This window comes from Parabacteroides provencensis (assembly GCF_900232875.1).
In the GTDB taxonomy this organism is placed as follows: Bacteria; Bacteroidota; Bacteroidia; order Bacteroidales; family Tannerellaceae; genus Parabacteroides; species Parabacteroides chinchillae.
The window spans coordinates 313,467-337,071 of the sequence record NZ_LT960490.1 but is presented as its reverse complement, the minus strand read 5'-3'; the positions used below and the strand labels follow the sequence as shown (position 1 = coordinate 337,071).

At 38.7% G+C, this 23,605-nt stretch carries 42 protein-coding genes and 1 tRNA gene; 4 read left to right on the top strand and 39 right to left on the bottom strand.

All coding sequences use genetic code 11. The features are described from left to right. The 15 genes from CTY47_RS12810 to CTY47_RS12745 all read right to left on the bottom strand — a co-directional run bounded on the left by CTY47_RS12810 (position 1) and on the right by CTY47_RS12745 (position 6,149). The gene (locus CTY47_RS12810) at positions 1-1,269 is read right to left on the bottom strand and encodes a PBSX family phage terminase large subunit (RefSeq protein ID WP_099465169.1); all 1,269 of its coding nucleotides are present in this window, start codon (positions 1,267-1,269) and stop codon (positions 1-3) included. Then, positions 1,266-1,760, bottom strand: coding sequence for a transposase (locus CTY47_RS12805; RefSeq protein ID WP_099465168.1), 495 nt, complete (start codon positions 1,758-1,760; stop codon positions 1,266-1,268). Before CTY47_RS12805 ends, CTY47_RS12810 begins: the two co-directional genes overlap by 4 nt. A 1-nt stretch (position 1,761) precedes the next feature. Continuing rightward, positions 1,762-2,505: a ParB N-terminal domain-containing protein gene (locus tag CTY47_RS12800; RefSeq protein ID WP_099465167.1), complete on the bottom strand. Its 744-nt coding sequence runs from the start codon at positions 2,503-2,505 to the stop codon at positions 1,762-1,764. Beyond that, on the bottom strand, positions 2,489-3,154 hold the full coding sequence (locus CTY47_RS12795; protein ID WP_099465166.1) for a phosphoadenosine phosphosulfate reductase domain-containing protein: 666 nt from the start codon (positions 3,152-3,154) through the stop codon (positions 2,489-2,491). Before CTY47_RS12795 ends, CTY47_RS12800 begins: the two co-directional genes overlap by 17 nt. Before the next feature lie 182 nt (positions 3,155-3,336). Beyond that, positions 3,337-3,726 (bottom strand): hypothetical protein, encoded by a 390-nt coding sequence (locus CTY47_RS12790; protein ID WP_099465165.1) that lies wholly within the window; start codon positions 3,724-3,726, stop codon positions 3,337-3,339. 31 nt (positions 3,727-3,757) lie between these two features. Beyond that, positions 3,758-3,830, bottom strand: a tRNA-Val gene (locus tag CTY47_RS12785). An 82-nt stretch (positions 3,831-3,912) separates the two neighbouring features. Further along, positions 3,913-4,116 (bottom strand): DUF3873 family protein, encoded by a 204-nt coding sequence (locus tag CTY47_RS12780; protein ID WP_099465279.1) that lies wholly within the window; start codon positions 4,114-4,116, stop codon positions 3,913-3,915. Positions 4,117-4,127: 11 nt separating this feature from the next. After that, positions 4,128-4,373 (bottom strand): hypothetical protein, encoded by a 246-nt coding sequence (locus CTY47_RS12775; protein WP_143813390.1) that lies wholly within the window; start codon positions 4,371-4,373, stop codon positions 4,128-4,130. A 2-nt stretch (positions 4,374-4,375) separates the two neighbouring features. Beyond that, the gene (locus CTY47_RS12770; RefSeq protein WP_233202181.1) at positions 4,376-4,573 is read right to left on the bottom strand and encodes a hypothetical protein; all 198 of its coding nucleotides are present in this window, start codon (positions 4,571-4,573) and stop codon (positions 4,376-4,378) included. A gap of 19 nt (positions 4,574-4,592) precedes the next feature. Then, entirely contained in the window at positions 4,593-4,817 is a 225-nt protein-coding gene (locus CTY47_RS12765; RefSeq protein WP_099465162.1) for a hypothetical protein, read from the bottom strand. A gap of 2 nt (positions 4,818-4,819) precedes the next feature. Then, a complete protein-coding gene (locus tag CTY47_RS16940; RefSeq protein WP_158228537.1) occupies positions 4,820-4,972 on the bottom strand; it encodes a hypothetical protein in 153 nt (50 codons plus the stop codon). A gap of 178 nt (positions 4,973-5,150) precedes the next feature. Beyond that, positions 5,151-5,339, bottom strand: a complete 189-nt coding sequence (locus tag CTY47_RS12760; protein ID WP_099465161.1) for a hypothetical protein — start codon at positions 5,337-5,339, stop codon at positions 5,151-5,153. Positions 5,340-5,372: 33 nt separating this feature from the next. Further along, complete coding sequence (locus CTY47_RS12755; RefSeq protein ID WP_099465160.1) at positions 5,373-5,615, bottom strand: Lar family restriction alleviation protein; 243 nt, start codon at positions 5,613-5,615, stop codon at positions 5,373-5,375. Between the two features lie 42 nt (positions 5,616-5,657). Continuing rightward, the gene (locus CTY47_RS12750) at positions 5,658-5,858 is read right to left on the bottom strand and encodes a hypothetical protein (RefSeq protein WP_099465159.1); all 201 of its coding nucleotides are present in this window, start codon (positions 5,856-5,858) and stop codon (positions 5,658-5,660) included. Positions 5,859-5,900: 42 nt separating this feature from the next. Next, on the bottom strand, positions 5,901-6,149 hold the full coding sequence (locus tag CTY47_RS12745; protein ID WP_099465278.1) for a hypothetical protein: 249 nt from the start codon (positions 6,147-6,149) through the stop codon (positions 5,901-5,903). A 189-nt stretch (positions 6,150-6,338) separates the two neighbouring features. On the opposite strand from CTY47_RS12745, the gene CTY47_RS12740 reads away from it, so the two are divergent. Continuing rightward, complete coding sequence (locus tag CTY47_RS12740) at positions 6,339-6,581, top strand: helix-turn-helix domain-containing protein (RefSeq protein ID WP_233202180.1); 243 nt, start codon at positions 6,339-6,341, stop codon at positions 6,579-6,581. A 7-nt stretch (positions 6,582-6,588) separates the two neighbouring features. Here the strand turns inward: CTY47_RS12740 and CTY47_RS12735 are convergent, their stop codons facing one another. The 24 genes from CTY47_RS12735 to CTY47_RS12620 form a co-directional block, all read right to left on the bottom strand. Continuing rightward, a complete protein-coding gene (locus tag CTY47_RS12735) occupies positions 6,589-7,008 on the bottom strand; it encodes a hypothetical protein (RefSeq protein ID WP_099465158.1) in 420 nt (139 codons plus the stop codon). Positions 7,009-7,102: 94 nt separating this feature from the next. Then, the gene (locus CTY47_RS12730; RefSeq protein ID WP_099465157.1) at positions 7,103-7,504 is read right to left on the bottom strand and encodes a single-stranded DNA-binding protein; all 402 of its coding nucleotides are present in this window, start codon (positions 7,502-7,504) and stop codon (positions 7,103-7,105) included. 122 nt (positions 7,505-7,626) lie between these two features. Beyond that, complete coding sequence (locus CTY47_RS12725) at positions 7,627-7,995, bottom strand: hypothetical protein (protein ID WP_099465156.1); 369 nt, start codon at positions 7,993-7,995, stop codon at positions 7,627-7,629. 6 nt (positions 7,996-8,001) lie between these two features. After that, the gene (locus CTY47_RS12720) at positions 8,002-8,841 is read right to left on the bottom strand and encodes a phosphoadenosine phosphosulfate reductase domain-containing protein (protein ID WP_099465155.1); all 840 of its coding nucleotides are present in this window, start codon (positions 8,839-8,841) and stop codon (positions 8,002-8,004) included. 7 nt (positions 8,842-8,848) lie between these two features. Further along, positions 8,849-9,268, bottom strand: coding sequence for a YopX family protein (locus tag CTY47_RS12715; protein WP_099465154.1), 420 nt, complete (start codon positions 9,266-9,268; stop codon positions 8,849-8,851). A gap of 144 nt (positions 9,269-9,412) precedes the next feature. Beyond that, positions 9,413-9,625 carry a hypothetical protein gene (locus CTY47_RS12710; protein WP_143813389.1) on the bottom strand — a complete coding sequence of 71 codons (213 nt, stop codon included), beginning with the start codon at positions 9,623-9,625 and terminating at the stop codon, positions 9,413-9,415. A gap of 32 nt (positions 9,626-9,657) precedes the next feature. Continuing rightward, positions 9,658-9,900 carry a hypothetical protein gene (locus tag CTY47_RS12705; protein ID WP_099465152.1) on the bottom strand — a complete coding sequence of 81 codons (243 nt, stop codon included), beginning with the start codon at positions 9,898-9,900 and terminating at the stop codon, positions 9,658-9,660. Between the two features lie 253 nt (positions 9,901-10,153). Continuing rightward, the gene (locus CTY47_RS12700) at positions 10,154-11,506 is read right to left on the bottom strand and encodes a replicative DNA helicase (protein ID WP_099465276.1); all 1,353 of its coding nucleotides are present in this window, start codon (positions 11,504-11,506) and stop codon (positions 10,154-10,156) included. Then, on the bottom strand, positions 11,496-12,290 hold the full coding sequence (locus tag CTY47_RS17445; protein ID WP_233202179.1) for a hypothetical protein: 795 nt from the start codon (positions 12,288-12,290) through the stop codon (positions 11,496-11,498). Before CTY47_RS17445 ends, CTY47_RS12700 begins: the two co-directional genes overlap by 11 nt. Next, positions 12,283-12,480, bottom strand: coding sequence for a hypothetical protein (locus CTY47_RS12690; RefSeq protein WP_099465151.1), 198 nt, complete (start codon positions 12,478-12,480; stop codon positions 12,283-12,285). Before CTY47_RS12690 ends, CTY47_RS17445 begins: the two co-directional genes overlap by 8 nt. A 1-nt stretch (position 12,481) precedes the next feature. Beyond that, positions 12,482-13,654 carry a DEAD/DEAH box helicase gene (locus CTY47_RS12685; protein ID WP_099465150.1) on the bottom strand — a complete coding sequence of 391 codons (1,173 nt, stop codon included), beginning with the start codon at positions 13,652-13,654 and terminating at the stop codon, positions 12,482-12,484. Continuing rightward, the gene (locus CTY47_RS12680) at positions 13,651-14,127 is read right to left on the bottom strand and encodes a recombination protein NinG (protein WP_099465275.1); all 477 of its coding nucleotides are present in this window, start codon (positions 14,125-14,127) and stop codon (positions 13,651-13,653) included. Before CTY47_RS12680 ends, CTY47_RS12685 begins: the two co-directional genes overlap by 4 nt. A 362-nt stretch (positions 14,128-14,489) precedes the next feature. Further along, entirely contained in the window at positions 14,490-15,335 is an 846-nt protein-coding gene (locus tag CTY47_RS12675) for an RNA polymerase subunit sigma (protein ID WP_099465149.1), read from the bottom strand. Positions 15,336-15,338: 3 nt separating this feature from the next. After that, the gene (locus CTY47_RS12670) at positions 15,339-15,521 is read right to left on the bottom strand and encodes a hypothetical protein (RefSeq protein WP_099465148.1); all 183 of its coding nucleotides are present in this window, start codon (positions 15,519-15,521) and stop codon (positions 15,339-15,341) included. A gap of 21 nt (positions 15,522-15,542) precedes the next feature. Beyond that, positions 15,543-16,553 (bottom strand): Fe-S-oxidoreductase, encoded by a 1,011-nt coding sequence (locus CTY47_RS12665; RefSeq protein WP_099465147.1) that lies wholly within the window; start codon positions 16,551-16,553, stop codon positions 15,543-15,545. Between the two features lie 2 nt (positions 16,554-16,555). Further along, positions 16,556-16,993 (bottom strand): hypothetical protein, encoded by a 438-nt coding sequence (locus CTY47_RS12660; protein ID WP_099465146.1) that lies wholly within the window; start codon positions 16,991-16,993, stop codon positions 16,556-16,558. Further along, entirely contained in the window at positions 16,990-17,766 is a 777-nt protein-coding gene (locus CTY47_RS12655) for an HNH endonuclease (protein ID WP_099465145.1), read from the bottom strand. The genes CTY47_RS12660 and CTY47_RS12655 overlap by 4 nt, the downstream gene beginning before the upstream one ends. Beyond that, the gene (locus CTY47_RS12650) at positions 17,756-18,688 is read right to left on the bottom strand and encodes an ATP-binding protein (RefSeq protein WP_099465144.1); all 933 of its coding nucleotides are present in this window, start codon (positions 18,686-18,688) and stop codon (positions 17,756-17,758) included. The genes CTY47_RS12655 and CTY47_RS12650 overlap by 11 nt, the downstream gene beginning before the upstream one ends. A gap of 24 nt (positions 18,689-18,712) precedes the next feature. Beyond that, positions 18,713-18,994 carry a hypothetical protein gene (locus CTY47_RS12645; protein WP_099465143.1) on the bottom strand — a complete coding sequence of 94 codons (282 nt, stop codon included), beginning with the start codon at positions 18,992-18,994 and terminating at the stop codon, positions 18,713-18,715. Next, positions 18,984-19,382: a helix-turn-helix domain-containing protein gene (locus tag CTY47_RS12640; protein ID WP_099465142.1), complete on the bottom strand. Its 399-nt coding sequence runs from the start codon at positions 19,380-19,382 to the stop codon at positions 18,984-18,986. Before CTY47_RS12640 ends, CTY47_RS12645 begins: the two co-directional genes overlap by 11 nt. A 24-nt stretch (positions 19,383-19,406) precedes the next feature. After that, complete coding sequence (locus CTY47_RS16810; RefSeq protein ID WP_143813388.1) at positions 19,407-19,604, bottom strand: hypothetical protein; 198 nt, start codon at positions 19,602-19,604, stop codon at positions 19,407-19,409. A gap of 145 nt (positions 19,605-19,749) precedes the next feature. After that, positions 19,750-19,941 carry a hypothetical protein gene (locus tag CTY47_RS12630; protein ID WP_099465274.1) on the bottom strand — a complete coding sequence of 64 codons (192 nt, stop codon included), beginning with the start codon at positions 19,939-19,941 and terminating at the stop codon, positions 19,750-19,752. Positions 19,942-20,426: 485 nt separating this feature from the next. Next, complete coding sequence (locus CTY47_RS12625; protein WP_099465140.1) at positions 20,427-20,741, bottom strand: SH3 beta-barrel fold-containing protein; 315 nt, start codon at positions 20,739-20,741, stop codon at positions 20,427-20,429. 18 nt (positions 20,742-20,759) lie between these two features. Continuing rightward, positions 20,760-20,975 carry a hypothetical protein gene (locus CTY47_RS12620; protein ID WP_099465139.1) on the bottom strand — a complete coding sequence of 72 codons (216 nt, stop codon included), beginning with the start codon at positions 20,973-20,975 and terminating at the stop codon, positions 20,760-20,762. A 175-nt stretch (positions 20,976-21,150) separates the two neighbouring features. Here CTY47_RS12620 and CTY47_RS12615 point away from each other — a divergent pair, with 175 nt between their 5' ends. The 3 genes from CTY47_RS12615 to CTY47_RS12605 are packed head-to-tail and all read left to right on the top strand — an operon-like array spanning position 21,151 to position 23,605. After that, positions 21,151-21,852, top strand: coding sequence for a S24 family peptidase (locus tag CTY47_RS12615; protein ID WP_099465138.1), 702 nt, complete (start codon positions 21,151-21,153; stop codon positions 21,850-21,852). 29 nt (positions 21,853-21,881) lie between these two features. Next, positions 21,882-22,142, top strand: a complete 261-nt coding sequence (locus CTY47_RS12610; protein ID WP_099465137.1) for a hypothetical protein — start codon at positions 21,882-21,884, stop codon at positions 22,140-22,142. Beyond that, positions 22,139-23,605, top strand: a complete 1,467-nt coding sequence (locus CTY47_RS12605) for a type I restriction endonuclease subunit R (protein WP_099465136.1) — start codon at positions 22,139-22,141, stop codon at positions 23,603-23,605. The genes CTY47_RS12610 and CTY47_RS12605 overlap by 4 nt, the downstream gene beginning before the upstream one ends.

Genomic DNA, 23,605 nt, shown 5'->3' with positions numbered 1-23,605 from the left:
TTAATGTGCAAATACTCCTGAATTATCTTTCGGCTTCAATATCTTACCAAGAAGCATACCCAATACATAATAACGGGCCGCATCTATCAGGTGATTGTCTTTATCTACTGGTTCATTGATATAATTTCCATCTTTATCCTTATCCCAGACATAACTTCTAAGTTCATTAATGAGGTTATAAGAACGTTCGGTTACAAATAACTCCATATCCTTCATCTTATCAATGCCGGCATTGATAGAACCAGGATATTTATCTACAGGGTAAATATTCACACCACCGTTCTTTATCTCCTGGATCAAACGAGGATCAGCAGAGTCCGCCATAACCTTCAATCCCCACGGCTTAAGAACTTTGGTTATGCCAGAAGATAACATTCCTGTCTGATAGCACAACTCATCCAAGTATAAAGCATTATCCACGATACCGCACCGGACAGATGCCGAAGGATCGTTTGTATATCCAAAGTCTTGACCAATACCAACCTTTTTGCACCATTGCGGAAACTCTTTCACAATACCCCACTCCTTGAACACAGCACCTTCCGCAACATCGGCCCACCTACCGATAACTACATGAGCGTACTTTTCGGGGTTGTTCGTCTTCATATCCTCTACTTCCTTTAGAAACTCAGGAGAAAGATTCTCCAAGTTATCAAAGTAGGTCGTATGAATATGAAGCACATTCGGATGAGTGGAGATTTGGACTTGCACACCGTCAATCTCCACCAGTTTATGAGTATTCTCAATGTACTTTTTATAGATAAAGTGATTGGAATCGGTCGGATTCATTATAATCATTATCCGGTTTTGTATTCCTATCTGCCGGATGGAAAGCATTATCTTATCGAAACTATTCTCATCTGTCCATTCTTCGGCCTCGTCACAGACAAAAGTTGTCAAAGCATGGATAGACTTTAATTTAGCCGTCTGATTACCTGATGAAGTCTTAATACCACGGAACATGATACGGCTCTTGGTCATTTTGTTTACTATATCCGTCTTGGTAGTCTTGAAATACCTGGTTGTCCCATCCAATTCGATCTTCTCCATCATCTCCGGAATAATAGACATGCCTGCAGAGACCATCGTATAACGGGTATAAAGAATCTGGTGTACCATCTTCTCGGCTTCCGTCATTTCAAAGGTCAGCCGTTCGATGAAAGCTGAAGCGTTGAATGACTTACCAGAACCGCGACCACCGGTGATAAGGATAATGAACTTCTCCTTGTCAGTGTACAGTGGGTGATATATCGTTTGAGGGACAATCATTCAATCTTTCCTTTTATCCATTCGTTGATATCAATTCCCTTGGTGGGGTTCTTTGGGATATCATCATCTTCATCAATTCTCGGTGCCGGTCTATTCCATTGTTCCGGCTTACGGTTCTTTAGCCAGAAAATACCAGCGGTTGTGTCAGGAGGAACTTCTTGCTCCAGATCGACTACCTCGACATGCTCTTTCTCACATCTCCTGCCCTCTTCATCGAAATAAACTTCTTTTACTTTCACGGCTTGCTGAACCGTAACCCTCATGCCCATTGCCTTGCGGTAAATCTTGCTTTCTATGGCGAAATCAATAGGCGCACGCCCGTTTTTTAATGCTTTAGATAATTTAGGCAACTTACCTTTCAATACAGAGAAATGAGCCTCACTATAACCGATGTTTGATGCAATCTGCTTATCATCCAACCCATCACGCGCCCAACCCTCAATGCGGATCAGGTTCTGTTCATCATCAAAATCAAACTTCGGCTTTGCCATATCACTCTATCCTCTCTATCTGGTTTTCAAATACCTCTCCCTTTACGAACTTCATATCCGGATCATACCCGAAACGTTCCATGAAAGCAGCTTTCGCTTCATAGGTGTTGAAAGAGAGCATAACGTAAGCCTCCATTTCTGAGGCCTTGTCTTGTGTTGCTTGCTTAACCTGTTCTTTGACCTCTTTCATGTGGGCGGTCTTCTCTGCTCTCTCCAACTGCCTTTGGGCTTTATCAGCTTCGTTCATCTCGGTAACAGGAGACATCATATCCGTAAGAGCATCGGCCAGTGAGTTTTCTTCTTCAGTCTGAAGGAGATAGTCACAACCGATCCAGTTCAGATCGACATCCGTCAGTCCGGCATCTTGCCAGTCGATATCCGGGACCAGGGAGCGAAGTTTGTCTGCGTCCCACTTTCCTTGAGCATTGGGGTTATTCAGAAGGATGTTCAATTCCTTTTCCTGCTTATCATCTACGTCTATCAAGTCCACACGGAGAGCGTAGTCATTATCAGGGAACTTATTCAGTTCGTCCATTACCGTCAATCGCTGATGTCCGCTTACTACAGTCATACCAGTACACTTGTTTACCACCAGCCCACCTACCAGCCCAAATTTCTTGATACCACGCTTGAGAGTCTTCTTCTCTTCTTCGGATAGCGTTCGGGGATTATAGTCTGCAAAATGAATAGCAGAACGTTTCAGTTCTACGCTCTCTGACTTTATATATTTACTTAGCTCTGTCATACTCAAATAAAATTCTTTCACTCATAGGGAATACTTTCAATATTTTCTTCAAGTCATCTGGATAATTATCACGAAGCCACAAAAAGCAATCCAGATTAAACCCAATCCCTCCAGATGCTTTCTTAGAATACCTTACCGGCTCAGGGAGAGCTTTCTGTTTAATATAAGCAAGAACGTCTTTCTGTTTCCAGTCAGCCAGAGGATAAACCTTTCCTGCATTCTCATAATTCTCGTATGTGTTCAGCATTAATCTGCGATTCATACTATCCGCTTTCTTCATGCCGTAAAAGACGTAATCAATACCAAACCGTAACCGCATGGCTTTCTCTACGTCTGCCAGCTTCAAGAGCTTTATTTCAGGATTGGGTACACAGTACATCCCGGACCGGAGAATATAAGTAAGATTCCAGTGTGGGATCTGGACGAACTCAACTTTAGGATATTTGGCTTTTACCCAGTTGATATACCGATTGATATGATCTAAGCCTTGTACAAAGTACATGAGCACGCATACTATCCGATCAAATTTTGGATAAACCAGATCCAGCAAAACAAGAGAATCCTTACCCAGAGAACAAAAAACGATAGCCTTATTAGATTTTACCCTAACAAGGTCTATCGTTCTATAAGTTTGCTCAAGCAAGGTCATCCTGAACTCATGCCTAAGCCAGCACGCACATTTCTGTACTGCTGGTTTCTGGTGATAAATCTACCACCCTGAGAAACTCGGTTTGTTCCTGGTACCGTCAAACCTCTACGGCCGCCTCTGTAATTAGAGGTCGCAAAACCTGTTCTGTTAGTTCTTCTACCGACTCAGCGAATTATTAATAGTTAAACATTGGATTTATCTAATACCTTACCCAGATCATAAACAATCTGAGCCATTACGTATTCAACGCCATCGAATTCGTAAGGAATTTCATTGCCATCTTCGTCTGTCAGAATCTCGACTTTTGCGCCTTTAACCTCGACAATAGCAAACGGCCGTGTGCCTTTATACTCACCTGTGAGAAACTTAATTGCATCGTATTCAACCGGCACCACTTCGGGTTCTTGATCTTCTGGTACTTCTTCAAAATGCTTGTATTCTTTGTCATCAACTTTATACCGGACATATTTTTGAGAAGTATTAGGCCGGATCTCTCTAAACTCTTGTGTTTTATTACCGGCTAAAATTTCATAAAAAAACTTCTGTTTAATCGAAAGCGTTAATACATTCATAATCGTGTCTATTATATTAATAAATAACCAGTTGCGGATGTTGGACTCGAACCAACGACCTCTACCAAGTCAAAGTAGCAAGCTAACCTCTGCTCTAATCCGCGATAGCACCACTAAAGTACTATCATACCCAAAGATACAGAAATATCCTGTGTATTGAATAACCCACAACCGGCTAATTGTGGGTTATTTGTTTTTAAGCCAAGTATCACGCTTTTCTCTGCACACCTCTAAGGTAGGCGCACAACAAGAAAACAGTTCACCACTTTCAGTACGGTAGTCGTACTGGTACATTCTCACTCTCTTTCTGCCTAACATGGTGTTGTAGGTAGTGTAATTCTCTTTACCGGGCTGGCATACACTACAACCGTTTTTGTTTATTGAGTTCATAATCATTTGATTTATTTAGCTTGATACACAGACACAACATGACTGCAAAAATCGCCGTCACCGTAAGCGGCTATTTCATATTTATCACCTTTTATATCAACTAAGATTTGATTTCCATCACATTCGATTACTTCATAATCATCCGGTAAATGATTTTCTAAAAAATCATTCATTGAATCTGTTGTTGTGTAAAGCGGATATTCAGTTTGCCATCTGTAATATTGTAAACCGTCCAATATCATTTGTTCTGTAAGCATAATCATTCAGTTCTATAAGATTTACCACTAAATTTCTCATCGCCATATACCAATATATGATAACTGATATAAGGTGATTGCTCTGCTTTATCGTTATACTCTTTGCATTTAATTCTTGCTTCTTCGATTGTATCACATTTGCACATCGCATATTCTGGATAGCCATCGAAGTATCTTACAACTCTATATTCTTTACTCATAATCATTTATTATTTTGCATTAATAATTGGGATTCATCACGTCAACATCACACTCATGGCATAAATTGCATACTTTGTTTTTATCTTTAAGGCAGATTACTTTAGACCTTTCTTTATTCCTCTCTGCCCATTCTGCGCCAGCGATGAAGGCTCTTTCCATGTCGCCAGTATTAATGTCATGACCAATCATGCCTTTAACTTCTTGCCGCACATAATACTGTGCAGCTCTATGCAATTTATTCATCTTTAACTACATGTTTTATGTTCAAACTCTTCACTATCCCATCTTGCACCGCATATCGGGCAAACAAAGCAAATAAATTCGCCTGTATCTGCATCTATTATTTCTGAATGGCTGTATTCGCCATTGTCGGCATATACCTCAATCTCTTTTTCCATAATCATTTACGTTTTTCAATATTATTATTAATTCTACACAAGACAAGCAATATGTAAACCAGCGTCATACAGATTACACATAGCAATGATTCAACTTTGGTAATCGTACCGAAACATTGACCTAAGAGTGCCACAATCATAAGCAGGATGAATATTCTTACATCTGTATTACTCATGGCTATCTATTCTTTATCCATTCTTGTAACCTATCAATATCACCATCTGAAAACTGTTGAACTACTTCTATAATATCATAGTTCTCTATCAGCGTGTTCAGGAATTCATTTGTATCATTAAGGATATTGAATTTCCCACGTTCTACACCGTCTGCAAATCCTTTGTTATAAATATCTTGTTCTGTACCCATAATAATCTATACTTAATATTTCACATTCAATCTTTATTCACCCGCTCTTTTATTCCATATTTCTATTATTTCGCTCTCATGTTTTTCAAATTGAGGCGAAAATGTCAATCCGTCATCATTTGCCTTGCAAGAAACAGGAATTTCTAAATATGGTCTTACCTGGCAATCTTCATTTGTGCATTCTATTGAAAGATATGCGGGTGCATAACTCTTACTAATAAAAGGAATTTCACCGCAAAATGGACATGGGAGTATTGCTTTTAATTCTTTTGTCATAATCGTGTGTATTATGGTAGCCCGAAGGCTACCGGATTAAACTTAGAACTTTTCGATTTTGAAATTGTCATTAATGATAAATTCACGCCCACACTCACAAATTACGTGGGTATCTGTGATTCTCTTTATCACTCTTACTACATCATCGTGTGATATACGCGGTGTACCATCTGCATAGCGACCGTTAGCTAAATCACCTGATACTCTGTATCTCAACCCTACTGTAATTTCGTTTATCTTCATAATCTTCTATATTGCGCAGGGCTTTCGCCCTGCTGGTTAAACTTATAATATTGTAATCTCTTTGTTGCCTATCTCTGTATCTACATTCAAAACCTCATATTTTTGAGCCTTGTAGTTATAAACAACCTCACAAGTATTGAAACCTCTACCATCTTCTCTTTGGTCATAAACAGTGTCTATGTGCTCATACATTTTATTACCTAACATGAAGTTTATCTTACCTGATGTACAGAAATAAAATGCTACTGCGTACCTCAATGTCTTTTTCTCGTCAATTTTCTTTGTTGTCATAATCGTATATCTTTTAATTGTCATTCAAATTATGCTTTTATTATCGCATTGCAAATATCAAATTTTAATTTGAACAAAACAAATATTCGAAAGAAATATTTCAAATTATTTTTTGATACATTTATCGATTAATACATATATAGCTTGAATTTTGTTCCTATCTTTGCATCAAACTTTAATTTGAATATCATGTTAAGAGTACAAGAAATTTGCAAACAGCAGGGAATAACGATGCAAGACCTTGCAAAAAGAATGGGGGTAACCTATCAGGCGTTGTATGCAGCAGTATCAGGCAATCCAACAATAGGAAAGTTAACTTCTATCGCCAAAGTACTAGGGGTTAGTGTGATTGATTTAATTGATGAAGAAAAAGAAGATAACACTTTTACCTGCCCCCATTGTGGAAAGAAAATAAAAATAGAAAAAGGATAAAACCGGCCTAATCCCCTGGCTTTATCCTTTTCATAATCTCCCCGTACATCCATTCTATATCCCTTCTGAAATATTTATCATTTTGATGAAGAAATACGATTGTCTCTATGTTGTGAGAAATGAATGTTATATCCTTCAAATCAATAGCCTCTGCAATCTTATTCCTCAAACCATTTGGCATCCGACCACCGGCCAACACACTAGGAGCAAATAAAAAGAGAACTATAAAAATAAACTTCTTTCTTTGGTAAGCACTTTCTACCCTACCAGGGCAATCTCGATCGGAAATAATCTCCTTAAACCACTCCCAAAGCTGCCCTATCATTTCAAGGTCGGTCAATGTAGGTTCTGTTAGTTCTTTCTCTCTTTCTGACAACTTGGATTTCTGTTCCCGGATGGATTTTATTTCTACAATTTCTGAAAACATGGCACGATTATTTTAAAGTAAATAGTATATTTGCACTAATAATCGTGTGGAGAGGTGACGTTACTGGTGGTTCGGAGCGTTGCCTCTTGTGTTTTTAGAATGGAAGATCATCTGACGGATTGGATTGAAAAGATTCCGGTTGTGGATTGGCTTCTTGTTGAGTAGATTTACTGCCTAACAAATCCAGTTTATCGACAAAGATTTCCGTCACATACCGCTTTGATCCTGTTTTATCCTCATATATTCGGGTCTTAATCTTACCCTCAATAAAAATCTGAGATCCTTTCTTGACGAACTTCTCCACAACCTCGGCAAGTCCTTTCCAAAAGACAAGGCTGTGCCATTCCGTACGATCTGGGATCTGAGTCCCGTTTTGAAGAGCATAACCTTTTTCTGTGGTAGCTAGGGATATATTAGCAACTTTTGTTCCGGCTACTTCTTTCACTTCAGGATCTTTGCCAGTATAACCGAGAAGGATTACTTTATTTACACTCACGAGATTTATTATTGAATTTATAGAGTTTTAATGGTTTATAGCTTCTAAAAACGTAAGAGATTACAAAGGCTGGATAGTTGGAGCTATCCGGCCTTGCTTTTCTATTCATTTTGTTTCACTATTTATCTGTGTTGAGTTAATCTAATCTTCGATAAATCGAATGTGTATGACCATTTACAGCCGTCATGGGCTGGACGATTGGTTTCAGCAATAGGCAAATTGCTGTTCTTGTCAAATCCATATATAGTTGCATAATCATGTTGCCATTCTTTGCCTATAAGATAGTCAATATGATCGCCTATCTTAAATTGGTGTTCAACCAATTTTTCCGATATATGTACCGGATACCACACTTTAGCCTTTGAAACAGTGTCAATCCCGTTAAACCACGTATTCCCGTTTTCGACAATCTTGAATGAAGTTATCTCAGCACGTTTTATATTGCCTCTTGTGTTCCTGTAAAGAACAATATCTCCAATTTTGTATCTCATTTCTTATTAAAATTGAATTTTCTGTTGTAAAACTTCGTCGGCATAAAACTGATCGAAGCCTTTATCACTTATCCACCAGTTGAAGCCAAATTCCGCATCTGAGAAGTTGTGATTAAGATATCCGGCATTAATGAGTTTCTGGATCGTCTGTACCCATTTCCGTTTTACGTGAGGGAAACGTTTTATATCTCTCAACTTTTGCTTTCGGTTTGACATAGGGCAAAGAATACAACCAATACGGCTATAACCTTCATCATATAGCTTGCAATATGGTACTTTATATCGATGAATAAACTCCCAGACTTCCCCTTCCGTCCAATTAAGGATAGGCGAAACAAGAATTTTGTCTTTTCCATTGACACACGTTACCATTGTTTCCCTGTGTTCGGAAAATTGATCGAAATTCCCGCTGAATTTATGACCGCTAATCTCAATTTCTTGACGTTTGGAGCGCCGCACACTTTCAGCTTTACGAATACCGATTAGAGTGACTTTTCCGGCGCCGGACATTTCCTTATACTCAGCACAACACCAACGCATGAACCTGGTTGGAAGAATATGTTTTTTCAACGCCATATCATAGATAGACATTTTCGGTTTTATTAGCTCCACGCTCGGATATCTCTGTTTTACAAAGCGAATAACATCTGGAGGGTCAATAGATGTTAAGTTCATATGTGCTTTAAACTTTACACCCGCCATTCTGGCTAAATGATAAAGAACAAGGCTATCCTTACCACCGGAAAAAGCAAGGTAAAAACCGTTTTCCGGGTCATATTCCCGTGCCATTCTTTCACTTCTCAGCAATAAGACAATAGAGTTGTATATTTTATCTTGTAGGCTCATATTTTTTCTAATTGTTAGATAGTAATTCGGGATTATCGTAGATATTGCCAATTACTTCACCGTTCCGAGTGCAATTATCAATGTGATGTTCTATATCTCCTGCCATTATACATGTCTGAAAATACTTATTCAATGCGATTACACCGATATGGATATTAGTCACAGTTACATGGTATCCTGGCTTCTTGTAATTATATGTAAAGCGTATAATATCTCCTTCGTATATCTCTTTTCCGTTCGTGTCTTTTAGTCCGGTGAACTGACCAACCGTTTCAGGATGCACATCATTCATATATCCTGACCTGCTCATGATTCTGATTACACGTTCATTCCTAATATTCGTATAATCAATTAAAGAGCCTTCTATCCATCTTTCCATTGGGTCTTCAATTTTAACTCTTTTCCCTCTGAATTTAATCTCACGCATTTAAACCTCCTTTCTTTCTAAAAAATTCACACTTCTTCCCCGGCGCTTCGTCCGGTTCCGTCTTCTTAACTTCTGCCTCGGCTGCGTATAGAGCGCACTCATGCCGGTCTGGGCAGGTGTTGCCGTGGCATTTTATTTGATGTCTCATTCTCCCCATAGATAATAATCATCCTCGTCAATTACCTTGATAGTACTCTCGTCGTTTAGGTCATCCTCGTCAATTTCTGATTCAAGATGACAATAGTCCCAATCCTGATTGTAATATTGCGCTTCAGAAGACTGTTCCAACGTGACATTAACTAGGGGCTGATCCTCTCGCCAACACTTAGCTTCTTTGTCTAACTGTGACGCGTCCATCTTATCGATAGCGTCTCTTAATTCTCTCCAAGTCATAATGTTAATAAATTACTGTTTGTCATAGAATAAATCATACCCAACAGAATACCCCTTGCTGATAAGAATATCAACATATCGTTTTGCCCCCATTCTCTAGCCAATAGGGCGAGAGATTTATTTCTCACATCAAGTCTTATAAGCGGGTTTTGTTTTAATGCCTTATAGCATTTATACCGTTCTTGCCGGCTTTCCTTGGACTCCTTGAGTTTTCTAAGCCCTAATTTTGTTTGTTGCATGGATATTTGATTTTTGTTTATGTTATAGCCTCTGCCTCCTGCAAGTACACTCCTTGCATTTCTGGTAAATACTAACCCGATCCTTTTCAGACCGAAATAAAAAAGGGCAACCGAATGTCTTATCGAGTGCCCCGAAGAAATTACAGCCTTGTGGCCTTTTGAATGTCCTTTGAAATATCAGGTTGGAAAGTTTTATAGCTTCCACGGCCTGCTCTTTGGTAAGTAGGTGGTAATACATCATTCTATCTTTAAATTAAAATGGTTGTTCTTCTGTAATTGGCATAAAAGGCATTGAGTTATATCCTTCATCATACTCTCTGAAATGGGTTGTTCTCGCTTCAAATCTTACCAGAAATTTAGCAAGACCTATATTTCGGCCTTTAGCTATATCAATCATTGCAGTGCCCTGTGTCGGTGAGCTCTGAAACGGTTCTGGATAATACTTCCCATAAATTTCAGGTCTATAGATAAGCATCACGATGTCGGCTGCTTCCGCTATCTGTCCACTGGCTCTTAATCTTGCAAGAGTAGGAACTGGATTTATATTGTCCCTATTAAGCTGAGACAAAGCTATAATCCAAATATCCAATTCTTTCGCCAAGTTCTTTAGTCGTCTGGCAACCTCCCCCATCTGCTGTTCAGTGTTACTGCCTTTCATATTGACGGAAAGAATCTGTAAGTAGTCTACAACAGCACCAGAGATTCCATATTTCAATTTCATCGTTCGGATGGATGCAAGTATCACATCAATATTTGAAGTGCTCCTGTCATCAAAAAAGATAGGTTTATCATATATTTTGCCTATCCCTTTATCCACCATATTGAACTGCTCGGCTGAAAGACGGGAAAACATAATTTCATTTCCCGGCACTCCTGATTCAATTGAGATCATCCTCGCCGCAATCTGCTCTTTCTTCATCTCCATTGAGTAGAAAGCGACGCCATGACCGTTTTTAGAAGCTTCAAGAGTCAAGGCTATAGCAAGAGATGTTTTACCCGAAGAAGTATCAGCAGCTATAACTATCAAGTCTGACTTCTGAAGTCCACCACTTCGTTCGTCTATCTTAGAAAAACCTGTAGGCGTTCCTGTTAAAGGCCTGTTATCAGAAGCATTTAAACTCATTTGTTTAGTCACCTCATTTACAGCCTCCTTAATAGTAAATATGCTATCTTTTGATGACTGAAACAAACTTTTAAGCTTATCTTCTATCTCTGATAGTGTGTCGACTATATCATCAGATTCGGAATACGCCTTTGATATAAGCTCGCTACCAATTTCAATAAACTTTCGCCTCTTTTCCTTGTCATGCAAAAGAGCTGCATGTTGGTAAATATCAAACGTATAACACTGAGATATAAGACTGAGATTGTAAACGTCAACATCCCCAGACTTCGTCATTTCATTTGTTACTGAAATCAAATCCGGACGATCCCCTCTTTTGTCTATCTTTAGGATTGTCTCATAGATTGACCTGTGAAAGGGATTATAGAAACATTCTGGCGAAAGAATATCCCTAACCTCTGATAAAGCATTTCTTTCTGTCATTATGGTTCCTATCACAACCTTTTCTGCTTCTAAGTTGTGCGGAGTTAATTTATTTTCCATACTCATTCTTTGCCCAATTTAATACTGTTCGATACAAATTTGTGTATCTCTTTCGTAAATCCTTTCTGTTTTCTATTTGCTCAATGGTATCTGCAATCTCTTGTCCAGTATATTTTGCTTTCAGTTTAAAAAACTCACTTTCGGTAATTTGTACAGGAAAATTTTTAGGATTGCAGCAAAAAGGAGCTTTACGTTTCATCCAATCTTGAAATTTTATATAATCAGGATGAGCACATGAAGAAGGCGAGCCTTCTTTCTCATCTCCGTTAGGAGATTCTTTCTTTCTTACTTCTTCTTTATTCTCTTTATTTAAGTTTGTGTCACCCGTGTGTCGGGGTTGTGTCGTTAACTGTGTCGCAAGCTGTGTCACCAAATCATTTAACCTTTTGATTTCATGATTTATATCTGTGTCACTTACTGTGTCATTTGCTGTGCCATAGCCATTATATTCATTATACTTACAAAGAGTTATCACATTCATTCCCTGACTGTTGTCGGTGATTATCATTTTTTCTTTTGTAAGTTTTGAAAGAAAAGTTCTGACCACTCTTTCACTCCAAGACCATTTTTTTGAAAGGAAGCGTATAGATGCAGGATATTGCCCTCTTCCGTACGTTATTTCTCTACCTCCGATACATTCAGTCGTGTCGGTTGCCTCAAATCGTGCCGATTGAATCAAATCAAGCCACGCTTCGCACTCCGAAAATGTACGGGCTGCTTCCCAAATCTTATTAGAGAAAAACTTACGAGATAGCATTATGAACCCTTTCTCCATATCACTCATTTATATAAATAGCCTTTGAATTAAGCGTCTTAGTAATTCCAATCTTACCAGAAACAAAAAGCTCATTAAGTTCTTTTCTCGCCTCTGCATGGATTGTGTTCATTAACTCCACTTCCGGCACATGATCCGGTGTTATCTTTTCCAATCGTCTCTTTTCTTGAAGACGATTAATTATGCTTAGTATGTCCATATCAAAAATATACGTTAGTTAATTGTCTGCTTTTTGAATATACCGCCCATTTACCATTACCTCCATCAACCAACTTTAGGTCTTTTACTTCCCCAAATCGGTTGATATTTCCACACAAATCGACCACCCATGCCGTTTCCTTGCTTGGATGTGGACGGATAGCCCTGCCAACTATCTGATAATATAAAGCCAATGACATTGTTGGACGAGCAATGACGATAGTGTCTAATTCTTGATAGTCAAAACCGCAAACCAATACCCCTACATTGGCGACAACCGGTATCTGGCCAGACTTGAACGCATCCAATATCTGTTCGCGTTCTTTCTTTGGGGTTTCACCGGAAACTATCGCACACCCGGGTATTGACCAGGTTAATTGTTCTGCTTCTTTCAGAAATCGGGTAAAAACAAGAATACCTTTCCGCTTACCGCCTTGTTTTGGATTCATCAGTCGTTGGACAATATGAACAACATAGCCATAGAAATCTATTCGTTCATACTCTCTTTGAACTGATTTATCCGTGTAGTCGGCACCGGTGGTGTTTACTTTTAAGTTAAGCTCGTCCCATCCTACTGGATTCATCGGATAATAGTTCAGCTTTGCCAGATATCCCATATCAAGTAAGGTAGAAACCTGCACATGATAGATTACATCCTTGAATATAGCCGGACGTGTTCGGGTAATGAATTTCAGCATAGAACCAAACTCTTGCGAACTACTTAATCGATATGGCGTTGCCGTTAAACCAAGAACCTTGCATTTGAGAAGTTCTAAGAATGTCTTATACATTCCTTCTTTAGGATTTACCAAGTGACACTCATCTATAATGATAAACTGGAAATGAGAAAACAAATCCGGATGATTTATTACACTACCGATCGTGGCGAATGTGATCCTTGATATTTCTTTTCTTCCAAAAGAAGCTGAATATATCGAACAATCTGAGATGCCGTAAGAACATAGCTTCTTGAAATTTTGCTCGAGTATTTCCTTGCTGGGCTGAAACACTAAGGTGTGCCTGTCAAGCCTTGCGGCTATATCCGCTATGATAAGGCTCTTTCCCGCCCCTGTGGGTAACACCATAATGGCGTTTGTTTTCTTCGCCTTGTTGTTGAAGAAAGAAACGGCTGCATCAGAGGCTTTCTGTTGGTAATCACGTAATACATAACTCATAAACCTTTCTCCTTTCGTAACTTCTTATTAAGTGCCTTATAATACTTGATTAGCTGTTCATACTCAAAATCAGCAAACTTCCGGCTAATACCCTGCTTTGCTTCGAGTAAGATAACCCTCTGTTCACCATACTTGGCAATCAATCCTTTGCGGTAATTCTGAATATTACCCTCCATAAAGCGGTTGCAGTGCCTACATTGAGCGTTGCAGTTCATTTCATCGAAACGGGTACTCATATGCTGTCGATTTATGTAATGCCCGTTATCTGCCTGCTCAAACGGTTTAATCTGTCCACATGAGATACATTTAAAATATCCGTTTGGCATACAATCACGAAGCCGGATGAAAAGGGAAAACTCCTTATCGAGTTTAGCTTTCAAATCCGGCTTCTTCTTAACTGTCACCCCTGCTTTATCAAACAAGGGTAAAGGCTTGTCTTTCTTCTTAGCCTTTCGTTTCACGTAATATGGCATACTGATTAATTTGGATGAGTGGTGGTAGCAGGATTCGAACCTGCAATGCTTGGCAATCTTCACGTCTTTGCGTAGAACGGGATTAGGTTTTGTTTTACTTTGATGCCCCGTTTTCATAACATCGTAACCAAGTCTACTAAGAGTTGTCAGCGTCTACCTATTCCGCCATACCACCATGTTTACCCGTCACATCTTCACAGACCAGACGAGTATTGAATAATTACAAACGTATTTTCCTATCAGTTCCTACATGCGTACCACATCGGTGGCATACCCGCTTCGGCTTAATAGGATACGATTACAAAAACTGCTCTACATGAAATGAGTGCCCAGATACCGTGCCAACGGATACCGGGCTTAATTTAGTTTTTACCAGAATAAGCCATAGAAAATTCACGGGGAATAAACCGACCGATAGAAATTGGTTTAGCGACTTCAATCATCGTGTGAATTTCTTTCCTCTCAAAAGGATTACCCTTTTCTTTAGCTTCTTGCTCATGTTCATCCTGCTTCTTTTTCAGATAAGAAGTTATCAACATCATTGCCCGGTCAACATTGTAAGTGTGGACAACAAATGTCGCTGAACGTTCATCCTCGTCAAATAGAATTTTTGTTTCTATCTGGTAAAACTTCCGATCACTATTCTTCGGTTCTTCCTCTTCATCAACGTCCGGCTTGTCATCAGGATCATTATCGGGAAAATCCAAAGGCAAAGTATCGATCTTCTTTTCTTTTAATGTGTCAGTAAGGATTACACAGGAATCAAACTCTTTAACCATGTTAATAATAAAGCCTGCCGTAAAGTTCAGTTCAATATAATCCTTTAAGAGAAAAAGTGCAGAATCTACACTGGTTGCATAGAACAGGAATTTACACTTTTTGCTATCAATAGTGACCTGAGCAATATAAGGCTGTAAGTAGTCATTTACCAACTCAACAGCCAAACGTTTTTGATTACTTACCTCAATATCCTTTGTTATATCACCAGACTCATAACAGAATCGGATTTGAGCAAGAACATCTTGGTCTATCAATGTTCCTCTCTGAAACAGTAATTCATTACGCTCAATTGATACAACCTCGTTGGTATCTTCATCAATAAAGTCCTCTGTCCATGTTTTTAGGACCCGTTGAGCAAGGTATTTATTGAGCATCTTTTTGGGATCAGATGTAAAATACCTTATTTCGTTATTCTTTGTCTCTATCATAATTTAAAGTATAAGTGATTCATATTTTTCCGGGCAAGTTGTTTCAATCAGTGCAGTACCAATCTGTAACGTTACCAACTTTCCTTCTTTTCTCAGTTTCTCCTCCGTACTCTTTACGGAGCGAAGCAAGGCAGAAACTTTAGTCTCTTCTTCATGAGCTTCTGCCACAGTGTTTATATCTGTCATATAAATTCTTGATTGCGTTTACTATTCTATACATACCATTTCATAAGCAGATGTTGGAACTTTACCAGAAAGGATAGCATTGCCACAGGTGATAAGCCCATTATCTTCATCATAAGATGGCACAAACACTATCACGTCAAAACCATTGTGTTTCAATTCTTCTTCCACTGCTTTGTATGGAGTAAATTTGTCATATCCACCATTTGTATGCAAATCGTTCTCATCACAGCTATTTGTACAGTGTAATGGAGTAATCTTACACATAAACTTATCTGGATGAAAAAACTCTCTCAAACGCTTTCCATCTATATGGGTGTCGTCTGCCAAAGCAAAGTTCAAGGCATATTTTCGACCAACGGGATTAGGTAACAACATACCTATTTCAGATATTTCAGCCAGCGAAAGGGATTTCCCCGAAAACAGATAGTTTCTTTCTTCGTCATTCGTTGTGTTGATGGAAAATTGAAGCCCCGCATCACCTCTAAACAAGTCGTTCTTTATTTCGCACCATTCTTGCAAAAAAGTAATTAACTTTTTGTTTGCTTTTGGTAGCATGGTGCTTACCACTGGATGTACAAATGAACGACCGATAAACGGCATTATGTCCTTTCTTACTTTCCTTGCGTGTTCCAATACTGCCTTATTCCAAGTAGGTTCACCCATACGGGCGTAATGGATATTCAAACGCTTTGTCGCGTTCACTTCGGGATGTTGTTGTATTGCTAACAGAACTTCGTCCGTCAGGTCTTTCAGTGTGGCATTCCTGCCGATGCCCACTTTAGGCACATCACAGAACTTACAATCCATCGAACAACCATACTGTGTAGAAATGGTAATTACCCATTTTTCAGTAAGAGGCATCGGTTTTCCATTGGGTACACCGTTCAAATCACGGGTTATACCTAAAAAGTCAGCTTTGATATTAGCATTCTTTCCATAATCTCCAACTGTAAGAAATTCCAGCATTCCCTTTTCGCCTTGTGCGGTATAAATCTCGCCAGTTGGAACTTTGATAATTTTATGTATCTTCATGTCTAAATAAATTCTTGATTTCTCTGTATTTCTTGTTGTATATGGATTAAGAATTGATTCTCATTCGGCGCAGGTAAATAAATACCGGCTTGGGCTGATGAATAATTCCTAAACCTCTCTATCGCTGTTGTCATTTCACCCGTAGTAAGCTCGGAACTGCTTCTCATATAGGTGATCTCATACCCTTTCTTGTTCATCTTCTTTCGCTCGAACAAATCACGGTTGCAAGTCTTTTTGAAGTAATCCAGTTTGACTTCATCTAGACTGTACCCTGTTTCACAAGCGAACCAACCAAGTATCAAATGCAAATATGCGTTTTGGCTTAAAGAGCGATTGGGAAGCCTTTTCTTAACCTCGACAACCGCTCTTTCCTTGAATAGCTTATTTACATACTCTTTATACTTGTCAACTTCGTAAGGATTATTCAAGTTGAAAATCATTCTAATCCAAATATTTTTTTATCGGTTATCAACTCTCTATTTTCTTCCAGGAATCGAATAAAATCCTCACAATGGTTAGTAAGAATAGGAATATCACGTTCTGGATTGAACACATAGGTTTCTGTATAGGTATCTACCACATAGCCGCCTTTGTTGAACTCCACGATATTATACTCGAACGTCCGTACATCCGAACCGTTCTGCATAAGAGCGTATGGATAAACAAGATGCTGGTGGTGATCCTTAAACTTTCCAACCGTATAACTTCCGGTCGTTTTGATGTCGTGGACACTGGTAGGCATCAGTTCATCAATCAGACCGTAAACTAACACATTACCGTATGCAGTTGGCAGAATTGCCTCTACACGTTGCTGCGTCAACGCTCCTTTGTAGTAATTTGCGAACTCACGACAAAGGGATATAGGAAAGACAAATGAACGATTGTTATAAATGGCTTTCAAGGCTATAACCTTTTGCTCGTCATTCCCTATATCAGAATATATCTTTTCTACCTGCACCGTTTCAGATTTCCGGTTCTCAATCATACAGTCAATGACCTCATTAAAAGCCGTACCCTTGTCGGCAGCTTCGCTGTCAAACGGTTTACGGTTAATACGGTCTATCAGTTCCTGGAACTGCTGTTCATGGAACTCTTCGGGGGTATGGGGAGGATTTTCACTCCATCCCCAATACTTTTCCCAAATAATATCACTATTCAGATACCCCCAAAAGGTATCGAGAAGTGTTGCATAAATGCGATACTTAAGCTGCATCTGAATAGGTTTTAGTATTCTTGTCAAAGACTAATCCAAGCTCTTTTGCTTTAGCGGCCAGCATCATCGACGCTTTCATTTTTGAACTTCCAACATGATTGAAATCGTCAATGTGTGCAATGAAATCATTCGCTGATTCAGCGTCAGCCACTAATTCCAAACATCCTGTTATATCAGATAGCACTTTGTTATACGCTTCTTGCTCGGCCTTTTTTGATTGCAACATAGTAAGATATGGAGCAATAATCCAAGTAGTGATAAAATCATTCTTAGCCGTCGGATTGCCGTTTCTGTCAAGAATGGTAGGCACTTCCATTACTGAAGGCAAGTTACAAGTGTTCTTTCCGTCATTCCTTGATGTCGGGTCGAAAGTAATAGTACGTCTCTGCACTCCTCTCTCACTCTTCATTTCCAAGTAACCTAACAAATCAAGTTCGGTGACGATGGAGTTGTAGGACTTCTCGCGTAAAGCAGGAATAAACACCGTATCATCACCCTCTTTTCTTGTGTCACGATGGGCAACAAAAATGATATGTTTGTTCAGACTTGATAGCGTTCTTGTCATCCAAGAAAATTCAGCATTGATACCGCTCCAATCTCGGATAGACGGCTGACGGGTTCCACATTTATAAGTAATAATGAAATCCATCATCTTACCAATGGTATCCACCGCAATTGTTTGGTAGGCTGACAAATCCTCCTGCAAGACCTGTTGCACATCGTTCCAAGAAGTTACCTGCACGGTATCTATATTTTCTAGATGCGCCATATTCATACGTTTGACGCCGTTGTCAAAATCCAACAACAGAGGTTTTGGTGCGCTCAAAGCTACCGTGCTCTTCCCCATACCTGCTTGACCGTAAATCATCATCTTTACGTTTGTTGGAATATTCAATTCCGTTGATTTTCTGATTAAACTCATGATTGTTATATTTTTAGTTAGTAATTATATTAGAGACTTCAATAAAGGATCTATACCATCCTTCAATTCTTTAAGTTTCTTCAACGAATAAACTTTAGGACTATTCCTATGTACACCAGCCCTTTTCCAAGTCAATGCTCCTGTAGCGCACTGATGAGCCAACCACCTTCTACCAAATCCAAGTCGTATGGCTTGCGTTTCCGTAATCTCATCAATGACCGGATCCTTGGAGATCGCATATTCACTAATAGCTTCCTTTGCGGCTGCTTTTATTATTTTCTGCAACTGCCAAACATCAAGTTCCATATAGCAAAGGCATATTACGCCCCCTCGTTCTTACGCGAATACGGGCGATAAGTTCTACATTGGCATTAGAACGGGTTCGGATTCGTTGCCGTTTCATGTCTAAATGACTATCTAAACAGAGGATAACCAAAAGGACACAAGCAACAAATGATCTCATAGCCGGCGAAAAGTCCAGCGTCAACGGGATACCTGATATCCTCTCGGCTAACTTTAATGCCAACTCCCTCCCATTCCGAACACCCAAAATCAAAAATGCCGTTTGAAGCTGGTTATTTATCGTGCTTACTGCACGATGCTTCAATACGGCAATCTCCTTTTTCTCATACCCGGCAGCGTACATCTGTGCAGTGATGTCGCATTCAGGTGTTAGCTCGGTGAATACTTTCATAATCGTGTGTGTTTGAAGTTCGAATCAGGAGTCTCTAAATACCGTAATTGTCCCTTTTTGAATATCGGTTTCCGATCTCCATTTATGCCCGTTCTTGTATCCCTGTGCATTTAACAATGATACATTATTACGAACAGTACAAACCTTCCCTATGGGAAACACAACCTTCTTTCCCCTTTTTAGATCACGCATACGAGGCATGATTCCTACTTTTTTCTCCATAAACTGATTATATTTAATTGAATGTGGACGGAACCGGTAACGATCCGGCATACACACTTCCGGCTGTGTGCAGAGCATTCCATATGCCCGCCCGTTTGCCGGGGTTTTCACCCGGCTGCTTTTGCTAACCTAAACACAAAACGAATTAAACAACTTCAAGAAAAGCCTTAATAGCCAACATTTTCTTTTCAGCTAACACTTTGGCTGCTTCTTCTCGATTTTTCCAATCTTTATAAAGTTCGAGGTCATTTTTTGTACTTTCGAGGTCTTTATTAAGAGACGACACCAATTCAATCAGCTCCTCTCTTGTCATTTCTTCAATACCTTTTGTTTTCATATACATTATTATTAATAGTTACCAACTTTTTTCTTTATAAATGGCGATCGTTAGAATAACCGATACCACGAATGTTAATACGTGAAACGGATTAAAGAACATGCCAACAAAACAGGTAGCCGACATCAGTACTGCGCAGATGAATAAAATCAGCTGCACTCTTGAATAAAAAATTACTCTTTTCATAAGCGTTAGAATTAAATTGTACCCGGCAACCGATCCGATCGGCAACATCACGCATTATGCCGGGCTATATATTAAAGCGACATTCGATAGACCGTTTAACACCGATCCAGGACAAGTCAACCGGACTTCACGGACACGACATAATATCCAATATCGCCAACCTTATTACCTTCATTAATAAGTTAGTTTATAATCCTTTCGTTTCAACCCCATTTCTGCGGGTACTAAGGTGTAAGTAAGAGAAAGAACTAACAGAAGTGGCACGGGCAGGATATTCTCTACGCCCACCCGACCGGGCTTTAGTAAGCCGTTATGAAGTTTTCTACTTTGAATGATCTGAATCCATTCGCATCTACATCGAAGTAGCGAACTGTCTTGAAGTTTTCTGATCCAGTCCCTTTTATTAGGTTCTGAACGTCTTTGAGAGTACCTTTAGCTTTGCGAAGTGAACCGTCAGCCTTTTCATAAGCGAACGTTACAACACCTCTGTGCATTTGTCTTGTCAGCCGGTATAAAGCCCAAGCGCGAGAAAGACATACTGCGAATGCTTTACCTGTTGCTTTCATTAGCTCGTAAGCCATGCAAAATACTTTGTGTCTGAAATTCGTTTTCATAATCGTGTGTGTTATATGTTAGTAATCGTATTCAGGTTCGTAAATCTCTGGGGTGAGATATCCTACTTCTTTTTCAAGAGCCTCGATATCCTCAGAGATAATTTTCACGATCTCAGACTTGCTGTCTACATTGTATATGTAGCAGGCTTCTTCTTCGCTGATCGTGCTCAATGCTTCTAACTCTACTCTTGCATTTTCGAGTTCTGCGAGTGCTGTTTCATAAGATCGTGCCATAATCGTGTATTTTAATATGTTTATCCTATTTACTTGTATCAATCATTATTGTATCTTTGTCGTGATTGATTGTTAGATGATGCAAATATACTAGAAGTTCTATATCTAGCATAGTATTTCTAGTTAACAAATGTTATTATGCTAGATTTTCTATAATTTAAACTAGAACATCTATATGACACTAAAAGAAAGAATGTTTTATCTCATTGAAAAAGAAGGCCTTAATCCTAATCAATTTTATACTGTATCAGGTTTAGGTAATGGATACCTTGATAAAATAGGTGAGTCTTTTAGAAAACCCACAATAGAGAAAATTCAAAAAAGCTTCCCTAATTGGAATATAGAATGGATTTTATATGAGAAAGGAGAACCTTTTATAGAAGTTCTAGAAAATACATTTATACCAAACGCGCATGTCGTTGAAAATATATCCTATATGGAAGTACCTATCGTGCATGTTCATGCAAAATGTGGTTACTTATCAGGATATGGAGACAAAGAATACATTAGTAAATTACCTACAATGCCGGTCATTGTAGACAGAACTTATCTAGGCAAATACATGATTTTTGAAGCTGAAGGAGATAGCATGGACGACGATAGCCGTCGTGCGATCTGTGACGGTGATAAAGTTCTTGGTAGGGAAGTAAAACGAGAGTTGTGGCGATCCAAACTCCATTATGATGATTGGTATTTTATTATCGTTCATAAAACAGATGGTGTTACAATAAAAAAGATTATTGATCAGGATATAGAGAGAGGAATAATCACATGTCATTCGTTAAATCCCCTATTCCATGATTACAAAGTCTATTTGGATGAAGTAGCAGAACTTTACAACGTCATAAAAATAGTAGAAAGGAGCGCAAGATTATAATCCTTATCACACAACACACTAGTTTTACCATGAAAGAAGAAAAAAGATTAAAAGATAACTGGGAAGAAGAATTTAATCTTATTCGCCGGAACCCAATATATTTTATTGACTTATATTGGAATAAATTATTTCCCGATGAGATGATAGAGTTGTCCGATGAAGAGAAGCAAAAGTTTTACAACAAATACAGAATAGCTCCACTTCTAAACGATAACAACATACACGAATACTTTAAACAGGCAAAAGAGTTACGAGACAAAGGCGTAAAAGATTGGGAGGCCTTTTTATGAAGTTCTCTCAATACACTTGGAATCTATACAAGCAATCTCCTGATGGGCAAAAGGTCATAAAGGAATTTGAGGAAGCCAATAAGAAAATGAAAGAATATGACTTATTTACCAAATATAATCCATATTCTGCGCAATTCTTCTCAGAAGACTACTTTCTTGACACTTGTGGTCTATTTTGGTCAGTGATTTTTGAGGAAGCCAAAGAAATCGAAAATATTGAGGAAGCTAAAAAATTTTACAGATCACTAATTTTATCAGGAATTTGCGACAAAGAAGGGGAGTATATAATAAAAGAAGGAGAATATAATTTGATGTTATCAGCAAATGACATATTATCCTTCTTGCTCTATTATTTTTCATCTGAATATTTCATACCCTACCTATTTAGATGCAGATTCTTTGAATTAAACCAAATAGCAGACGCTTTTGATATCGATTTGCCTTCAATTCCAAAGAAATCAGATTACAAATCTCGATGTTTATATTATTGGGATTTATGTGAAGTATTCTACAATTTTAGACTGAGTAACAATCTTTTACCGGAAGAGTTATGCGCTTTCTTATATGACTACGCGCCGAATTTTATCCCAAAAGAAAAGACAAACATACCACAACCAGCTCAAGCATGGTTCATTGGAGGCAAAACTGATGAAATAGAGAAGAATTTAGATTTTACCTTCTGGCAATCAAACCCAGAAACTAAAAAAGGTGACATTCTTGTCCACTATGAAACATCTCCAATCAGCGCAATTACTTGCATCTGGATTGCACAAACGGATGGCATAATAGACCCTTTCTTCCATTATTATAGTAACACATACATAGGCAATAAGATAGATATTCATCATATCACGTTAAAAGAACTCCAGACAGATGACTACTTTTCTAAACACCCGCTTATCAGAAAGAAATTCCAAGGCGTAAACGGATGGCCTCTGAGTAGTGATGATTATTCAGAGTTACTTCGGATGATAAAAGCAAAAGGATTTGACACAGATTCACTGCCGAAGTTATACGCTCCTGCTCTACCCAAGAACGTTTCGATCGTAAACGAAAGAGACGTTGAAACACAACTTTTGGAATATTACCTAAACAAAATGGGATGGCACGAAAATAAGGACTTCATTCGACAGCTACCGCTCCATGCCGGTAGAGGACATAGAATATATCCTGATTACGCTTTGCACTACGATAATAAGCCGGATTACGAACAGGCAAAAGTACTGATCGAAGCGAAACTCAATATGAAGAACAACCAGGAAATAGAGGAAGCCTTTAAGCAAGCTCGGTCTTATGCCAATATACTTGAATCCTCGATTATTGTTCTATGTGATAAGCAGTGTTTAATTGTTTATGAAAAGAAAGAAAGTTTTGATCGGGATAGATATGTAAAATACCATTGGGTAGAATTAGAGAACCCCGATAAATTCAACGAATTAAAGAACAAACTAAATTATAAATAA

What these genes read in the sequence shown, in the direction of transcription:
- CTY47_RS12625 (WP_099465140.1), bottom strand. Translation starts at nt 20,741, where the DNA reads ATGAAAACGAATTTCAGACACAAAGTATTTTGCATGGCTTACGAGCTA.
- CTY47_RS12650 (WP_099465144.1), bottom strand. Translation starts at nt 18,688, where the DNA reads ATGAGTTTAATCAGAAAATCAACGGAATTGAATATTCCAACAAACGTA.
- CTY47_RS12760 (WP_099465161.1), bottom strand. Translation starts at nt 5,339, where the DNA reads ATGGGTACAGAACAAGATATTTATAACAAAGGATTTGCAGACGGTGTA.
- CTY47_RS12750 (WP_099465159.1), bottom strand. Translation starts at nt 5,858, where the DNA reads ATGAAGATAAACGAAATTACAGTAGGGTTGAGATACAGAGTATCAGGT.
- CTY47_RS12765 (WP_099465162.1), bottom strand. Translation starts at nt 4,817, where the DNA reads ATGAATAAATTGCATAGAGCTGCACAGTATTATGTGCGGCAAGAAGTT.
- CTY47_RS12745 (WP_099465278.1), bottom strand. Translation starts at nt 6,149, where the DNA reads ATGACAACAAAGAAAATTGACGAGAAAAAGACATTGAGGTACGCAGTA.
- CTY47_RS12800 (WP_099465167.1), bottom strand. Translation starts at nt 2,505, where the DNA reads ATGACAGAGCTAAGTAAATATATAAAGTCAGAGAGCGTAGAACTGAAA.
- CTY47_RS12670 (WP_099465148.1), bottom strand. Translation starts at nt 15,521, where the DNA reads ATGACAGATATAAACACTGTGGCAGAAGCTCATGAAGAAGAGACTAAA.
- CTY47_RS12810 (WP_099465169.1), bottom strand. Translation starts at nt 1,269, where the DNA reads ATGATTGTCCCTCAAACGATATATCACCCACTGTACACTGACAAGGAG.
- CTY47_RS12690 (WP_099465151.1), bottom strand. Translation starts at nt 12,480, where the DNA reads ATGGACATACTAAGCATAATTAATCGTCTTCAAGAAAAGAGACGATTG.
- CTY47_RS12675 (WP_099465149.1), bottom strand. Translation starts at nt 15,335, where the DNA reads ATGATAGAGACAAAGAATAACGAAATAAGGTATTTTACATCTGATCCC.
- CTY47_RS12755 (WP_099465160.1), bottom strand. Translation starts at nt 5,615, where the DNA reads ATGACAAAAGAATTAAAAGCAATACTCCCATGTCCATTTTGCGGTGAA.
- CTY47_RS12735 (WP_099465158.1), bottom strand. Translation starts at nt 7,008, where the DNA reads ATGTTTTCAGAAATTGTAGAAATAAAATCCATCCGGGAACAGAAATCC.
- CTY47_RS12660 (WP_099465146.1), bottom strand. Translation starts at nt 16,993, where the DNA reads ATGATTTTCAACTTGAATAATCCTTACGAAGTTGACAAGTATAAAGAG.
- CTY47_RS12610 (WP_099465137.1), top strand. Translation starts at nt 21,882, where the DNA reads ATGAAAGAAGAAAAAAGATTAAAAGATAACTGGGAAGAAGAATTTAAT.
- CTY47_RS12740 (WP_233202180.1), top strand. Translation starts at nt 6,339, where the DNA reads ATGTTAAGAGTACAAGAAATTTGCAAACAGCAGGGAATAACGATGCAA.
- CTY47_RS12630 (WP_099465274.1), bottom strand. Translation starts at nt 19,941, where the DNA reads ATGAAAACAAAAGGTATTGAAGAAATGACAAGAGAGGAGCTGATTGAA.
- CTY47_RS12770 (WP_233202181.1), bottom strand. Translation starts at nt 4,573, where the DNA reads ATGAGTAAAGAATATAGAGTTGTAAGATACTTCGATGGCTATCCAGAA.
- CTY47_RS12715 (WP_099465154.1), bottom strand. Translation starts at nt 9,268, where the DNA reads ATGCGTGAGATTAAATTCAGAGGGAAAAGAGTTAAAATTGAAGACCCA.
- CTY47_RS12645 (WP_099465143.1), bottom strand. Translation starts at nt 18,994, where the DNA reads ATGGAACTTGATGTTTGGCAGTTGCAGAAAATAATAAAAGCAGCCGCA.
- CTY47_RS12680 (WP_099465275.1), bottom strand. Translation starts at nt 14,127, where the DNA reads ATGCCATATTACGTGAAACGAAAGGCTAAGAAGAAAGACAAGCCTTTA.
- CTY47_RS16940 (WP_158228537.1), bottom strand. Translation starts at nt 4,972, where the DNA reads ATGGAAAAAGAGATTGAGGTATATGCCGACAATGGCGAATACAGCCAT.
- CTY47_RS16810 (WP_143813388.1), bottom strand. Translation starts at nt 19,604, where the DNA reads ATGGAGAAAAAAGTAGGAATCATGCCTCGTATGCGTGATCTAAAAAGG.
- CTY47_RS12710 (WP_143813389.1), bottom strand. Translation starts at nt 9,625, where the DNA reads ATGGACGCGTCACAGTTAGACAAAGAAGCTAAGTGTTGGCGAGAGGAT.
- CTY47_RS12795 (WP_099465166.1), bottom strand. Translation starts at nt 3,154, where the DNA reads ATGACCTTGCTTGAGCAAACTTATAGAACGATAGACCTTGTTAGGGTA.
- CTY47_RS12720 (WP_099465155.1), bottom strand. Translation starts at nt 8,841, where the DNA reads ATGAGCCTACAAGATAAAATATACAACTCTATTGTCTTATTGCTGAGA.
- CTY47_RS12640 (WP_099465142.1), bottom strand. Translation starts at nt 19,382, where the DNA reads ATGAAAGTATTCACCGAGCTAACACCTGAATGCGACATCACTGCACAG.
- CTY47_RS12605 (WP_099465136.1), top strand. Translation starts at nt 22,139, where the DNA reads ATGAAGTTCTCTCAATACACTTGGAATCTATACAAGCAATCTCCTGAT.
- CTY47_RS12685 (WP_099465150.1), bottom strand. Translation starts at nt 13,654, where the DNA reads ATGAGTTATGTATTACGTGATTACCAACAGAAAGCCTCTGATGCAGCC.
- CTY47_RS12615 (WP_099465138.1), top strand. Translation starts at nt 21,151, where the DNA reads ATGACACTAAAAGAAAGAATGTTTTATCTCATTGAAAAAGAAGGCCTT.
- CTY47_RS12725 (WP_099465156.1), bottom strand. Translation starts at nt 7,995, where the DNA reads ATGAGATACAAAATTGGAGATATTGTTCTTTACAGGAACACAAGAGGC.
- CTY47_RS12775 (WP_143813390.1), bottom strand. Translation starts at nt 4,373, where the DNA reads ATGCTTACAGAACAAATGATATTGGACGGTTTACAATATTACAGATGG.
- CTY47_RS12655 (WP_099465145.1), bottom strand. Translation starts at nt 17,766, where the DNA reads ATGCAGCTTAAGTATCGCATTTATGCAACACTTCTCGATACCTTTTGG.
- CTY47_RS12780 (WP_099465279.1), bottom strand. Translation starts at nt 4,116, where the DNA reads ATGAACTCAATAAACAAAAACGGTTGTAGTGTATGCCAGCCCGGTAAA.
- CTY47_RS12665 (WP_099465147.1), bottom strand. Translation starts at nt 16,553, where the DNA reads ATGAAGATACATAAAATTATCAAAGTTCCAACTGGCGAGATTTATACC.
- CTY47_RS12705 (WP_099465152.1), bottom strand. Translation starts at nt 9,900, where the DNA reads ATGCAACAAACAAAATTAGGGCTTAGAAAACTCAAGGAGTCCAAGGAA.
- CTY47_RS12620 (WP_099465139.1), bottom strand. Translation starts at nt 20,975, where the DNA reads ATGGCACGATCTTATGAAACAGCACTCGCAGAACTCGAAAATGCAAGA.
- CTY47_RS17445 (WP_233202179.1), bottom strand. Translation starts at nt 12,290, where the DNA reads ATGAGTGATATGGAGAAAGGGTTCATAATGCTATCTCGTAAGTTTTTC.
- CTY47_RS12790 (WP_099465165.1), bottom strand. Translation starts at nt 3,726, where the DNA reads ATGAATGTATTAACGCTTTCGATTAAACAGAAGTTTTTTTATGAAATT.
- CTY47_RS12805 (WP_099465168.1), bottom strand. Translation starts at nt 1,760, where the DNA reads ATGGCAAAGCCGAAGTTTGATTTTGATGATGAACAGAACCTGATCCGC.
- CTY47_RS12700 (WP_099465276.1), bottom strand. Translation starts at nt 11,506, where the DNA reads ATGGAAAATAAATTAACTCCGCACAACTTAGAAGCAGAAAAGGTTGTG.